A 13,029-nucleotide genomic window follows, 5' to 3' on the forward strand; every position below is an offset into this window, starting at 1 on the left:
TGAGGCGATATATGGCAGTCAAACGCGACTATTACGAAGTGCTGGGCGTTCAGCGCAACGCCTCACAGGACGAGATCAAAAAGGCGTTTCGTCGCCTGGCGCGTCAGTATCACCCCGACGTCAACAAAGCAGCGGACGCAGAGGCGAAATTCAAAGAGATCAACGAGGCGTATGAGGTGCTGTCCGACCCGGACAAGCGCAGCATGTACGACCGCTTTGGTCATGCCGGTCCCACGGCTGCGCCAGGCTTTGATCCGTTCGCGGGCGCCGATCCGTTCAGTTCGATCTTTGAGACGTTCTTCGGCGGAACGATGCGCGGGACGCAGCGTGGTCCGCAGCGCGGCGCCGATCTGCGCTACACGTTGTCAATCTCGTTCGAAGAGGCGATCTTCGGCGTCGAAAAAACGATTGAGTATCGCCGGATGGAAACCTGCCAGACGTGTCACGGCAGCGGCGCCGAGCCGGGCACCGAACCGGTGCGCTGCCCGAAGTGCGGCGGTCTCGGCGAGATCCGGCAACGCGCACCGCTGTTCAATATGGTGACAGTCACGACCTGCGATATGTGTCGCGGCGAAGGAACCGTCATCGCTATTCCGTGCCGCGAATGTCGTGGCGAAGGGCGCGTCCGTCAGACCCGTAAGATAACGGTGCGCATCCCGCCCGGCGTCGATAATTCCTCACAGATTCGGATCAGCGGCGAGGGCGACGCCGGTCCACGCGGCGGACCATATGGCAATCTGTACGTTGTGATCGATGTTCAGCCGCATCCATACTTCGTCCGCGAAGGCAACGACATCATTCTCGAATTGCCGCTTAATGTGGCGCAGGCTGCGCTTGGCGTCGAGGTTGATGTGCCGACGATCGACGGGAAAGAGCGTCTGACTATCCCGCCCGGCGTTCAGAGCGGCGCCGTCTTCCGTCTTCGTGGCAAGGGTGTGCCGTTCCTGCGCAGCAGCGGGCGCGGCGATCAGATTGTGGTCGTGCGTGTCGTTGTGCCCACAAACCTGAATGACCATCAACGCCGCTTGTTTGAAGAACTCGCACGCTCGCTCGATAATGAGCCGATTGGCGCTCAGCGCGATGAGGGTTTCTTCGGACGCATCAAGAATGCACTCGGCCTGTAACGTTGAGATGGCCTCTTATGGCTGATTTACTGTACGGTCGCAATGCAGTGCGCGAGGCGCTGCGCGCGCGACGACGCACCTTCCAGCGCATGTTTGTTTCGGCTGGCGCGCAGGAGACCGGTACGCTCGGGGAGATTGTGCGCATCGCTGGTGAGATCGGTGTGCCGGTCGAGCGGATCGACCGGCGGGAACTCGACCGGCGCCTGCTCGATGCCAACCATCAGGGCGTGGCGCTTGAGTGCAGCGACTATCCCTACGTCGAACTCGACGAATGTCTGGCGCTCGCCGATGAACGCGGCGAACCGGCGCTCCTCCTGATGCTCGACCACATTCAGGACCCGCAGAACGTCGGCACGCTCCTGCGCACGGCGGAAGTCGTCGGCGTGCATGGTGTGGTGCTCCCCGGCAGACGCGCGGCGGAGGTCACACCGGCTGTGGTGAATGCATCGGCAGGCGCCGTCGAGCATCTGCGGATCGTGGTCGTCACCAATCTGGCAGCGACGATCGAACGGGTGCAGCATGCCGGTGTATGGGTGGTGGGGGTTGAAGATGATGAGCGCGCAAAAGTGTTCGATGAGGTCGATCTCGATCTTCCACTGGCGCTGGTGCTCGGTGCGGAGGGACCGGGGCTTGCGCGCCTGACGCGCGAACGCTGCGACTTTCTCGTGCGGTTGCCAATGCGCGGGCAGATCGCCTCGCTGAATGTGGCGGTCGCCGGGAGTATCGTGCTCTACCATGCGTGGCGTGTGCGGGAGCGGAGAGTAGGGGGTAGGGAGTAGGAAGTGGGCGCATAAGCGTGTCTCACGATGTGGAGGGGCGGTATGGCGCTGACGCTGGCGGAACTGGTGCGAGAGAAACGCGCTGACATCCTGGCGCTGGCGGCGAAGCACGGGGCGCGTAACGTGCGCGTGTTCGGCTCTGTGGCGCGTGGCGATGCCGATGAACAGAGTGATGTTGACTTTCTGGTGGAATTCGATCCAGGTCGCAGTTTACTGGATCACGCGGCATTGTTACTGGATCTGCAGGACTTGCTGGGGCGCCCGGTCGATGTGGTAAACGAGCGCGGATTGAAACCACGCTTACGTAACCGTGTGCTTGCAGAGGCAGTGCCTTTATGAGAGACGCCCGTACGCATTTGCAGGATATACTTACTGCGATCGAGCAGATTGAAAAGTATCGCGCTCACGGGCGCGCCGCGTTCGATCAGGATGAGTTGATCCAGGTCTGGATGGTGCATCACCTGCAGATCATCGGCGAAGCAACAGCGCAACTCGGACGGGATTTTCATGAAGCCTATCCATATGCGTCGTGGGCGCAGATCGTCGCCATGCGCAATATTCTGGTCCATCAATACTCGGGCGTTGATCTCAATGAAATCTGGAATGCGGTCGAACACGATGTTCCGGCCCTACGCCAGGCGGTCGAGCGGCTATTGCACACGCTGGATACTGCAGATACATCCGAACGGAGGGAGACGTGACGTACACTGATCGCGCGTTTGCGATCCTGCACGAGTGGGTGCAGGGCGAACAACTGCGCAAGCACTGCTATGCCGTCGCGGCGTCGATGCACCACTTTGCGCAGTTGAACGGCGCCGATCCCGACCTGTGGCGGGCGATTGGTCTGCTGCACGATATGGACTTTGAGCGCTATCCACAGATGCCGCCGCCAGGCGACAGCACAACTGCGGCCTCTGAAGCCATTCTGTCCGGGCAGGTCACGGAGCCGCCGTTGCAGATGCACCCGTTCGTCGGGGTGACCTACCTGCGACTGAACGGCTGGTTGCCGGAGGTGTGCCGCGCTATTCTGTCGCACGCGAACTACAGCGGCGTGCCGCGCGAGACCGTGCTGGAAAAGACCCTCGCAGCGGTCGATGAGCTGTCGAGTTTTGTGGTGGCGGTGGCGCTCGTGCGCCCGACGAAGAGTGTGTTTGAGGTTGATGTGACGGCAGTGCGCAAGAAGATGAAGGACAAAGCATTTGCGCGCGCCGTGAGCCGCGATGAGATTACCCACAACGCCGCGGCGCTCGGCATGCCGCTCGATGAGGTCATCGGGCACGTCATCGATGGGTTGCGCGCCGATGCGCCGCGGCTGGGGATCGCCGGGCAGGTGACTGACCGCGGGTAAGGTGACTGTCACCTCCTGGCAGATGAGCGTTCCTGTGCAGGGGCGCAGGGGTGGGAGAGGTTCGCGGAGGGCGGCGTACTCGCTGCGGTGACAGTCACCTGCTGGCGCAACCGCGCAGGGGTGGGAGAGGTTCGCGGAGGGCGGCATACTCGCTGCGGTGACAGTCACCTGCTGGCGCAACCCGGCGGCGCTGGCATCCCCGTTAGTCGAGCGCCCAACCCGCAGCGGTGACCCTCACCGCTGGAGGAACCGCCTGGCGGCGCCCCGCTAACCCTGGTGCAACCCGGCGGCGCTGGCATCCCCGCTGGGCGAACGCCCAACCCGCAGCGGTGACCCTCACCGCTGGAGGAACCGCTCGACTTCGGCGTGCGTTGGCAGCGCCGGAATGGCGCCCGGTCGGGTGCAGGTCAGCGCACCGACAGCATTGGCGAAGACCAGCGCCTCACGCACAATGCCGGGATCGACGCGCGCGAGTGATCCTGCTCGCTCACGCTCCGGTAACAGGCGTGCGATCATCGCCGCCATGAATCCATCGCCGGCGCCGGTTGTCTCGACGACCGGCACGGAGGGCGGCGCCATCTCGATGCGATACTCGCCGTTCGTCGCAATAGCGCCGCGCGCTCCCCGGCTGACGACCAGCAGTTCGACGCCTTTTGCCAGTACGGCTGCGATGCCGGCGTCAACGTCGCGTTCGCCGGTCGCCGTTTCCCACTCTTCATCGCTGATCTTGGCAAGATGACAGAAGCGGAACGAGTCCTGGATCACAGCGCGCGCGGTATCGGCATCGCGCCAGAGGGTCGGGCGATAGTTCGGATCGTAGGTGATCATCAATCCGCGTGAGCGAGCGATGTCGAGCGCGCGGCGCTGCGCCGAAGCGCACGGTTCGTCGATGAATCCGATCGAGCCGAAATGGAAACAGCGCGCCCCATCGACGATCTGCTCGTCGATCTCTTCTGGCGCAAGCAACATGTCGGCGCCGGGGTTGCGGTAGAAACAGAGGTCTTTGCGTCCATCGTCCCATACCGCCACAAACACCGCCGTGGTGCGCGCTGTGGGGTCAACCCGCAGAAAGCGGGTGTCCACCCCTTCCTGCGCCAGGCTATCGCGCAGATAGACGCCGAATGGATCGTCGCCGACTTTGCCGACGAAACGCGCGCTGACCCCCAGCCGCTGCAAGCCGACCGCAACATTGGCAGGCGCTCCGCCGGGCGCTTTGATGAAACCGGGCACGTGCGCCAGTGGCGTGTTCGGTTGTGTTGCCACGAACTCGACCAGCACCTCGCCCATCGAGACGACATCAGCCATAGGCGCATCACTCCAGATCGATGCCACGCTCGCCGAGACCGAGCGGCAGCGGCTTGGGACGGGTCATCGCGCTATGCAGGATAATATGGTGCTCCTCGCGCGACGCATCGTGAATGGCGTGCATAATGTCGAGTACGTGATACGCCAGTTCGCCGGAAGCGCGGTGCGGTCTGCCGGTTCGGATAGCGGTTGCCATATCCGCCACGCCAATACCGCGACTGTTGCGGGTGAAGCCATGCGACAGCGGCACGCTCGACCACTCGCGCGCCCCTGCGCGGCGCAACAATACCGGTCCGTCAAAGGTGTTCGGGTCAGGTACGCTCAGGGTGCCTTGTGAACCGTAAATCTCGATGCGCGGCAGTTGCGCACCCCAGACATCGAAACTGGTGATGATCGTCGCAATGGCGCCGGAAGCGAAATCGAGCACGCCGGCGACATGCGTCGGGGTGTTGACCGGAATCTTTGCGCCATAGTTGTGCTCGCTGGTCACGGTACGCTCTGTGAATGACGCGCGCGCCGAGCCGGTCACCCGCTGCACCGGACCAAGCAGCACGCAGAGCGCCGTCAGATAGTACGGTCCCATGTCGAACATGGGTCCGCCGCCGGGCTGGTAGAAGAAGGTCGGGTTCGGATGCCAGCTTTCGGGACCGTGGCTCATCATGAAGGCAGTCGCCCCGATCGGCTCGCCGATCCAGCCATCGTCGATCAATTTGCGGCAGGTCTGCAACCCGCCGCCGAGGAACGTGTCAGGGGCGCAGCCGACACGCAATCCTTTGCGATCGGCGAGGTCAAGCAGCGCGCGCGCCTCGCTGCGGGTAACGGCGAGCGGTTTCTCATTGTACACATGCTTCCCTGCGTTCAATGCCGCAAGCGCCACCGGACCGTGGGCGTCGGGGGTGGTCAGGTTGATAACGATCTCAATGGCGGGATCGCCCAGCAACTCCTCGACACTGCACGCTTTGGGGATATGGTACTCTGCCGCGCGCGCCTGCGCCCGATCCGGGTCGATGTCCGCTACGGCCACGATGTTGATCGCATCGAAGATCCCGCCGTTTTCCAGATAAATGCCGCTAATGTTGCCACAGCCAATAATGCCGACGTTGGCAGGGGTCATCATAATGGTTCCTCGATGAAACAGGTCTGCGAATAAACGGAATGAGGCGTTACGTGTCACATTGAACGTTCGGCGTCGTGCCGGCTTGCCCAGAGCATACCGCGCTGCACCAGTTCGCGCGCTTCAGGGACATCGAAGTCGCGCGCAACGTGCCCCAGCGAGCAGTAGGAGACGCGCCCCTTGCCCCACATGCGCGTCCAGACGACCGGCATGACCACTCCGTCGATCCAGGGACAGTATTCGCCGCTGAATGTTGTGGTCGCCAGCACATTGTTGCTCGGATCGACGTGCATGTAGTACTGTTCGGAGTGCATGCGAAAATCGTTCAAACCGGCGGTGATCGGGTGGTTGTGGTTGGTGATATGCACCGTGTAATCGATGATGTTGCCGGGATGCGCAACCCACTGCCCGCCGACCATGAATTGATAGTCGGTATTCTGGCGGAATGCGTCGGCCATGCCGCCATGCCAGCCGGCAAAGCCGACGCCGCTGGCAATGGCGTCGAGCAGCCCCTGCTCTTGCTCGCGGGTGATTGTCGCCATGGTGTAGACCTGAACAATGAGGCTGTAGGAGTGCATGCGTTCACGGTCGAGATACGAGTCGAGCGTATCGCTGATCGTCACCTCGTACCCTTCGGCGCGCAGCAGCGGCGCGAAGATATCGACGCACTGCTTTGGTTCATGCCCTTCCCATCCTCCCCAGACGAACAGAACCGGCTTCATAGCGAACCTCTTGATGGTTGTTCCAGATAGTGCGTCCATCATAGCATAAGTTGAGTGCATTCCGGCTTCTACGCTCATATGCATAATTGCTGCGGGCTGACGCCCTGGCTGAGGACGTGGTTCGGCCGTGCTCACCGCAAGTGAAAGCCCCGACGGGGGCTGTGCGCACTGGGAGATGGTTCCACGACGAGGAGCAGGGAGCAGGAGGGCTGCGGGGGCGCCCGGCGTCAAGGCGCGCAGCGCCTGCCGTGCATCCGTAGTCGTTTGACGAATGCCCGCGATATGCTATACTTTTAGTGTCAGATTGACAACGCCCAACACGTGCATCGCATTCTATTCCTGGAAGCGGTCGGTAAAGCAGGCAAATCACGCCTTGTAAGGAGACAAGACCATGACCACTTCGACGACGTCGCAACGCAGCGGGTTGAGCAGCACTGCGCTGGCGTTGATCCCCATTGCCATTGCCATCAACGTGGCGCTGGGCCAATTGGTACAGAGCGTCTTGAAGTTGCCCATCTATCTCGATTCGATCGGCACGGTGCTGGTTGGCGTGCTGCTCGGTCCCCTGGCAGGAGCGATCACCGGCTTGCTCGCCAATGTCATCTGGGGGTTGACGCTGGCGCCTTCGGCCTTGCCGTTCGCTGCGGTGGCGGCGGTGATCGGTCTGATCGCGGGATATGCAAGGCAGTATGGCGCGATGTACTCGTGGTGGAAGATGGCGCTCACAGGGGTGATCACCGGCGTCGTCGCCGCTGCGATCTCGGCGCCGATTGCGACGTATGTGTTTGGCGGCGTCACCGGCGCCGGCACCGATGTGCTGGTGGCGATGTTCCAGAACCTTGGCGCCAGTGTGTTGGGCGCGTCGTTTATGCAGGGCGCTGTGTCCGACCCGCTGGACAAGACGATCACCTATCTGATCGTATGGGCAATCATCAGCGCATTGCCCAAACGTTTGCTTGCACGCTTCGGCGCTGCCGACCAATAGCCATTTCGCTGCCGTGCAACGCACCGGTCTGTTTATCGAACGCGCCGGTTTTCTCCAGCGGCTGAACCCGCTGACGAAAGTGACCGGCGTGTTGTTGCTGATTGGAGCGACGTTTTTGCTCCCTGCGCCGCTGACGGGGGCGGCGCTGCTGGCTGGCGTGCTGCTGCCGCTGGCGTTTGTATCGCTGATAGGGCGACGTTTTCTCGATATTCTGCTGAAAACGCTGTTGCCGGCGCTGATCTCGCTGGTGTTGGTGCAGGGGTTGTTCTTTCCAACCTCTGATCCGACCACGGTTGCGGTCGGTCCGCTCCTGTTCCGCCACGCCGGGCTTCAATTCGCGCTCAATACCGGCAGCCGGCTGCTGGTGGTCGCCGGGGCGCCGTTGTTGTTGTTTCAGACAACCCACCCCGGCACGCTGATTCAGGGGCTGATCCAGAGCGGTATGCCGCGTTCGATGGGGTATATTTTGCTGGTGGCGCTCCAACTCATTCCAGCAATCAGCGAGCGCGCCGTGGGAGTGGCGGAAGCGCAACGCGCACGTGGGTTGGAAACGGAAGGACATGTGCTGCAACGCATCCGCGGGGTGCTTCCCCTCATCAGCCCGCTGATCGTCGGCGCGCTGGTCGAAGCGGAGGCGCGCGCCATGGCGATTGAGGCGCGCGCCTTCAATGCGCCTGGTCCCAAAACCTGGTTGCGCGACATTCCCGATCCGCGCGCCGAATATGCCGCACGGATCATGATGCTGGCAGCGCTGGGAGCGCTGATCGTGTGGCGCATTGCGTGGTTCTTCTCTGGATGATGCACGGATCGACCTGTCTTCTCCACAGCTCCTTTATGCTGAAATGAACGCTGTTCTGCAACCGTACACTCCCATTGCGCTGCGCAATGTAACGTTCACCTACGCGGGCGCGACGGAACCGGCATTGCGCGATGTGACGCTCGCGGTTCCTGCCGGTCAGATCTGTGCGGTCATCGGCAGGGCCGGCGCCGGCAAAAGTACATTGTGTGCGCTCTGCACCGGGTTCGTACCGCATTTCTTTCGCGGTCGACTGAGCGGCGACGCAGTGGTGGATGGATTATCGATTGCAAGCCATCCAATCGCCGAACTGGTGCGCCATGTCGCCCTGGTGAGCGGCAATGCCTTCAGCCAGATTTCTGGCGCGCGGTTTACCGTATACGACGAGGTGGCGTTCGGGTTGGAGAACCTCGGTGTGCCGCGCCCAGAAATGATCGAACGTGTCGAATGGGCGTTGCAGGCGCTCGGTATCGACCACCTGCGCGACCGTTCGCCTTACGATCTCTCCGGCGGCCAGCAGCAGCGCATAGTCATCGCGGCTGCACTGGCAATGCGCCCGCCGGTGCTGGCGCTCGATGAACCAACCTCGCAACTCGACCCGCCGGCGATGGCGGAACTTGCCGATGTGCTGCGGGCGCTCAGCCGGCAGGGCATAACCATGCTGGTCGCCGAGCATCGCCTGGAGTGGATCGCCGACCTGGCTGAGCGCGTGGTGGCGCTGGATCGCGGCGCCATTCTCGCTGATGGCGCCCCTGCCGATGTGCTGACCGATCCGCGGCTATGTGAGCATGGCATCGGCTGGCCCCGTCCGGCGCAGATGGCAGCACGGGCGCGCGCCGAGGGTCGTTGGGCGCCAGATCGTCCTTTGCCGATCACGGTTGCCGGCCTTGCAGCGGGATTGCGCGCTGCGGCGTCAGACCAGGACTCGGTGAATGGACAGGACAACGACTCACGTTTACCTGCGATGCGCCCTCAGAACGAATTGGACGGCGCATTGCCGGTAGATCGAGATGCCGAACCAATCGTGACGCTCGATGAGGTGCGTTTTACGTACCCGACCGGCGTTGCGGCGCTGCGTGGCGTGTCGCTGACGGTGCGGCGCGGCGAGCGGATTGCGCTGGTAGGGCGGAACGGCGCGGGAAAAAGCACGCTCGTGCGCCATTTGAACGGTCTGTTACGCCCGTCACAAGGACGTACCCTGGTAGGCGGCGTTGATACGCGGACGACCACCGTCGCACGTTGCGCCCGCCATGTTGGCGTCGTCTTCCAGGATGTGCGCAATCAACTGTTTGCCCGCACTGTGCGTGATGAGATCTGTTTTGGACCGCACAACCTGGGATTTACGCCCGAAAAAGTCCATGCGCTCGTTGAAGCCGCTATCGATGCACTGGACCTGCGCGATGTCGTTGATGAGCACCCGTATGATCTGCCGCTTGCGCGCCGTCGTCTTGTGGCGATTGCCGCAGTTCTGGCAATGGACACAGCGCTGCTGGTGCTCGATGAACCGACTGCTGGACTCGATAATGCCAGCATCGGGTTGCTGATGCGGCTTATCGACGATCTTGCCGCGCGCCAGCGCAGTGTGCTGGTGGTCAGTCACGACCTCGATTTCTGTTACGAGACGCTTGATCGCGTCGTTCTCATGCGCGACGGACAGATTGCGCTCGATAGACGTTTTGCGGAACTCGACGACGCCGAGATGGAAGCGCTCGATGAGGATGTCGGGTTGCCGATCGCGTTACGCTTGCGTTACGTAAGCATGTAAAAGTCCACCAAGGACACGAAGCGCACGAAGAATAAACATGAAGCGCATTTCCTTTGTGTAGTGACCTTCGTGTTTAACAGCTTTTTGCAGTGAAGTCATGTAAGAAATGGGCATATTGATGGGTTCACCCGCGGCACGAAGTGGTGTACAATGCCTGTACTATTTGTGACGCAGAGAGGCGTTTATGACAATACCTGCCGATCCCAACATCCCTGCCCCGCCTCAAACCGGTCGCACCCAGACAGAGCGCACCCGTGAGGAGCCGATCGGTCTGTGGGCGCAACTGTTGACCGCGTTTCGCGATCTGAGCGGCGCATTCGATGCATTTGCAAATGACGCCCACCCCGACGTGCGCGCCCTGGGGCGCGCGGCGCGCGCGCGCCGTCCGCCGCAGGCGACTGATTACTTCGTCATCGGCGACCTCTGCTCCCGCTTGACTGCTCAGGGCACGACGCTCAGCCAGACGTATGCCGCCAAGACGGTTGCAGCATATGCCAGAGCCGGGGAGTTGTCGAGCCGGGAATTGCCTGCCGCTCGACGCGCCATCCTTGCCTTTGCGTTCTGGATTGCCGATGCGGCGCGCATCCTGGGCAACTACGAATCGCTCGAGACCGCCCTGTTGATCTGCGAACAGGCGCGGCGTTTGATTGCTGGCGCAGGATTGGGCGATGACGAACGGCGCCTGCAGATGACCGAGGATCGCCTGCGCGAGCAGGTGACGCGCATGTTCGAGAGTGAAAGCGCATCTGCGGATAAACGCGCCAGCGCCGAACAGGAAAGCCGGATGCTCTGCGACCAGGGGCAGATCCTGTTGCGCCAGGGGCGCCCTCAAGAGGCATTCGAGCGCTTCGAAGCGGCGCTGGCGGCGTCGGACGCCAATCAGAGCGCCTGGCTCTGGCGCGCGATGGCGCTCACCGATCTCGGGCGCTTCGATGATGCGCTCACCAGTTATGATCGGGCGCTGGCGCTCGAACCGGAGAGCGCCGGGGTGTGGAACAACAAAGGGTCGCTGTTGATGGAATTGGGCCGCCTGGAAGCGGCGCTGGAGTGCTTCAAGCGCGCTATCGATCTGGCGGCGCCGGTTTCCACCGTGAAGGCGGTCTACTGGCTCAATCGCGGGAAGGCGCTCTACATGCTGGGGCGCTACGCCGAAGCGCGCGATGCGCTGATGCACTCGCACGAACTCGAGCCCTCTGCTGAAAGCGCAGCGGGAATCGCCGCCTGTCGTGAACGTCTTGAAGGTTCTGCCGGGTCTTGAGTTCTATTACTACCTTGCGGTCAGTCAGACACGATGTTCGAGCGCCCGGTTCGCACGGCGCAACGATCCACAACGCGCACCGGCAGTCGTGGACGCTGCCGCGCCCTGGCATCAGCAGCCCCAGCGGGGCTTGCACGCGCCTCAGCGAGGGCTTTCGCCCGCAGCGTTCCGGCAGTGTTGTACGAATGACCACACATTAGTATATGATCTGGATCCACTGGTTTCGCCGCGACCTGCGTGTGCGCGACAATCCGGCGCTGCACACCGCTGCCGTTCGGAGTAATGGGCGCGTCATCCCGCTCTTCATTCTCGACGACTCCATCCTGCACGCATCACGCACCGGCGCAGCACGCATAGCGTTCATGATCGATGCGCTGCGCGACCTCGATGCCAGCCTGCGCACACGCGGCAGTCGTCTGGTGATAAGGCGCGGGCGAACGCTCGATGTCATCCGTGATCTGGTGCAGGCAACCGGCGCGACCGGCGTTGCCTGGAACCGTGACTACACCCCCTTCGCGCGCCGTCGCGATGCGCAGGTTGAAGCGTTGCTCCGCGATCTGAACGTCGAGACGTTCAGCGCCGAAGACGCGATCATTCTTGGTCCTGATGATGTGCGCACCGATGCAGGACGACCATACACCGTCTATACGCCCTACTGGCGGCGCTGGCGCGCGCTGGTGGAACAACGTCGTGATGCGTTGCTGCACGAGTTCGATGCGCCGCTGCTTCACCCGGTTCCCGATCATGTTGTCGATCTGGCAATCCCAGATGGGGCAGACCTCGGTATCACCGTCTCTCAGCGGATTCCTCCCGGCGGTGAAACTCCCGGCGCTGCGCGGCTGGCGGCATTCATCGATCTGGCTGGCGACTATAGCATCGCAGGGTATGCAGAGGGACGCAATCTGCTGGCGGAACCGGCAACCTCGCGTTTATCGCCCTACCTGCGGTTCGGGTGTGTAGCGCCGCGGCAGGCGCTGCGCGCGGCGCTGCGCCTGCTCGATCAGCGGGATGACAATCAGAACATTGCACGAATTGCCAGATCGATCGAGACCTGGATTGGAGAACTCGCCTGGCGCGATTTCTACTATCAGATCCTGTGGCATTACCCGCACGTGCTGCGGCGATCGTTCAAATCACAGTACGATACGCTGGCGTGGGAAAACGACACGGCGCTGTTCGACGCCTGGAAGGAGGGGCGCACCGGCTACCCGATCGTCGATGCCGCCATGCGTCAGTTGAACCAGGAAGCCTGGATGCACAATCGAGCGCGCATGATCGTTGCGTCGTTTCTGACAAAAGACCTGCTGATCGACTGGCGCTGGGGTGAACGCTACTTTATGCAGCAGCTGGTTGACGGCGACCACGCTGCGAACAACGGGGGATGGCAGTGGAGCGCCGGTACAGGCACCGATGCACAACCCTATTTCCGCATCTTCAACCCGGTCAGTCAGGGGCAGAAGTTCGATCCACAGGGTGCGTATGTGCGTCGCTATCTGCCAGAGCTGGCGCAGGTTTCAGACCGCTATATCCACGCACCGTGGACGATGCCGCGCGCAGAACAGCAACGGTGCGGCGTTGTCGTCGGGCGCGACTATCCCGCACCGATCGTCGATCACGCAGAACGACGTATGCGCGCACTATCGCTCTACCGTACAGCATCGGTTGCGCTTTAGGTGCGGCAATGCTATAGTTAGAGTGTAACGGAGCGTCAGGCGTTGGCGCTTGAGCGCCTGATCTGTGATGTGTTTCGGCTGTTTGTCTGTACGTTGACAAGTGATAGGCTCCTCGAACAGCGCAATGGTTCGATATTCCTGCGGCGGTTCATTATTCAGC

At 62.1% G+C, this 13,029-nt stretch carries 13 protein-coding genes; 10 read left to right on the top strand and 3 right to left on the bottom strand.

The genetic code is table 11. The features are described from left to right. Positions 1-11: 11 nt before the first annotated feature. From dnaJ to AC3EA7_RS21560, 5 genes are read left to right on the top strand one after another with little or no spacing between them, the layout of a single operon-like run. A complete protein-coding gene (gene dnaJ, locus AC3EA7_RS21540; protein WP_488616133.1) occupies positions 12-1,124 on the top strand; it encodes a molecular chaperone DnaJ in 1,113 nt (370 codons plus the stop codon). Between the two features lie 17 nt (positions 1,125-1,141). Then, positions 1,142-1,903 carry a 23S rRNA (guanosine(2251)-2'-O)-methyltransferase RlmB gene (gene rlmB / locus AC3EA7_RS21545; protein ID WP_488616134.1) on the top strand — a complete coding sequence of 254 codons (762 nt, stop codon included), beginning with the start codon at positions 1,142-1,144 and terminating at the stop codon, positions 1,901-1,903. Positions 1,904-1,945: 42 nt separating this feature from the next. Then, entirely contained in the window at positions 1,946-2,242 is a 297-nt protein-coding gene (locus AC3EA7_RS21550; RefSeq protein WP_488616135.1) for a nucleotidyltransferase family protein, read from the top strand. Beyond that, positions 2,239-2,604 (top strand): HepT-like ribonuclease domain-containing protein, encoded by a 366-nt coding sequence (locus AC3EA7_RS21555; RefSeq protein ID WP_488616136.1) that lies wholly within the window; start codon positions 2,239-2,241, stop codon positions 2,602-2,604. Before AC3EA7_RS21550 ends, AC3EA7_RS21555 begins: the two co-directional genes overlap by 4 nt. Then, on the top strand, positions 2,601-3,251 hold the full coding sequence (locus AC3EA7_RS21560) for an HD domain-containing protein (RefSeq protein WP_488616137.1): 651 nt from the start codon (positions 2,601-2,603) through the stop codon (positions 3,249-3,251). The genes AC3EA7_RS21555 and AC3EA7_RS21560 overlap by 4 nt, the downstream gene beginning before the upstream one ends. Positions 3,252-3,587: 336 nt before the next feature. Here AC3EA7_RS21560 and AC3EA7_RS21565 read toward each other — a convergent pair whose 3' ends face one another. From AC3EA7_RS21565 to AC3EA7_RS21575, 3 genes are read right to left on the bottom strand one after another with little or no spacing between them, the layout of a single operon-like run. Then, positions 3,588-4,556 (bottom strand): carbohydrate kinase family protein, encoded by a 969-nt coding sequence (locus AC3EA7_RS21565; protein WP_488616138.1) that lies wholly within the window; start codon positions 4,554-4,556, stop codon positions 3,588-3,590. A 7-nt stretch (positions 4,557-4,563) separates the two neighbouring features. Next, positions 4,564-5,673 (bottom strand): Gfo/Idh/MocA family protein, encoded by a 1,110-nt coding sequence (locus AC3EA7_RS21570; RefSeq protein ID WP_488616139.1) that lies wholly within the window; start codon positions 5,671-5,673, stop codon positions 4,564-4,566. Positions 5,674-5,726: 53 nt separating this feature from the next. Next, positions 5,727-6,392, bottom strand: coding sequence for a ThuA domain-containing protein (locus tag AC3EA7_RS21575; protein ID WP_488616140.1), 666 nt, complete (start codon positions 6,390-6,392; stop codon positions 5,727-5,729). A 391-nt stretch (positions 6,393-6,783) separates the two neighbouring features. Between AC3EA7_RS21575 and AC3EA7_RS21580 the strand changes: the two genes are divergently transcribed. From AC3EA7_RS21580 to AC3EA7_RS21600, 5 genes are all read left to right on the top strand, one after another. Beyond that, entirely contained in the window at positions 6,784-7,377 is a 594-nt protein-coding gene (locus tag AC3EA7_RS21580; RefSeq protein ID WP_488616141.1) for an ECF transporter S component, read from the top strand. Beyond that, a complete protein-coding gene (locus AC3EA7_RS21585) occupies positions 7,349-8,176 on the top strand; it encodes an energy-coupling factor transporter transmembrane component T family protein (RefSeq protein ID WP_488616142.1) in 828 nt (275 codons plus the stop codon). The genes AC3EA7_RS21580 and AC3EA7_RS21585 overlap by 29 nt, the downstream gene beginning before the upstream one ends. Positions 8,177-8,219: 43 nt before the next feature. Then, positions 8,220-9,938: an ABC transporter ATP-binding protein gene (locus AC3EA7_RS21590; protein ID WP_488616143.1), complete on the top strand. Its 1,719-nt coding sequence runs from the start codon at positions 8,220-8,222 to the stop codon at positions 9,936-9,938. Between the two features lie 184 nt (positions 9,939-10,122). Next, positions 10,123-11,196, top strand: coding sequence for a tetratricopeptide repeat protein (locus AC3EA7_RS21595; RefSeq protein WP_488616144.1), 1,074 nt, complete (start codon positions 10,123-10,125; stop codon positions 11,194-11,196). Between the two features lie 203 nt (positions 11,197-11,399). Continuing rightward, positions 11,400-12,869 (top strand): cryptochrome/photolyase family protein, encoded by a 1,470-nt coding sequence (locus tag AC3EA7_RS21600; protein WP_488616145.1) that lies wholly within the window; start codon positions 11,400-11,402, stop codon positions 12,867-12,869. Positions 12,870-13,029 lie beyond the last annotated feature (160 nt).

Source organism: Roseiflexus sp. (assembly GCF_057785375.1).

Coding starts and splice junctions, on each gene's coding strand:
- dnaJ (WP_488616133.1), top strand. CDS start 12: ATGGCAGTCAAACGCGACTATTACGAAGTGCTGGGCGTTCAGCGCAAC.
- rlmB (WP_488616134.1), top strand. CDS start 1,142: ATGGCTGATTTACTGTACGGTCGCAATGCAGTGCGCGAGGCGCTGCGC.
- AC3EA7_RS21550 (WP_488616135.1), top strand. CDS start 1,946: ATGGCGCTGACGCTGGCGGAACTGGTGCGAGAGAAACGCGCTGACATC.
- AC3EA7_RS21555 (WP_488616136.1), top strand. CDS start 2,239: ATGAGAGACGCCCGTACGCATTTGCAGGATATACTTACTGCGATCGAG.
- AC3EA7_RS21565 (WP_488616138.1), bottom strand. CDS start 4,556: ATGGCTGATGTCGTCTCGATGGGCGAGGTGCTGGTCGAGTTCGTGGCA.
- AC3EA7_RS21570 (WP_488616139.1), bottom strand. CDS start 5,673: ATGATGACCCCTGCCAACGTCGGCATTATTGGCTGTGGCAACATTAGC.
- AC3EA7_RS21575 (WP_488616140.1), bottom strand. CDS start 6,392: ATGAAGCCGGTTCTGTTCGTCTGGGGAGGATGGGAAGGGCATGAACCA.
- AC3EA7_RS21580 (WP_488616141.1), top strand. CDS start 6,784: ATGACCACTTCGACGACGTCGCAACGCAGCGGGTTGAGCAGCACTGCG.
- AC3EA7_RS21590 (WP_488616143.1), top strand. CDS start 8,220: ATGAACGCTGTTCTGCAACCGTACACTCCCATTGCGCTGCGCAATGTA.
- AC3EA7_RS21595 (WP_488616144.1), top strand. CDS start 10,123: ATGACAATACCTGCCGATCCCAACATCCCTGCCCCGCCTCAAACCGGT.
- AC3EA7_RS21600 (WP_488616145.1), top strand. CDS start 11,400: ATGATCTGGATCCACTGGTTTCGCCGCGACCTGCGTGTGCGCGACAAT.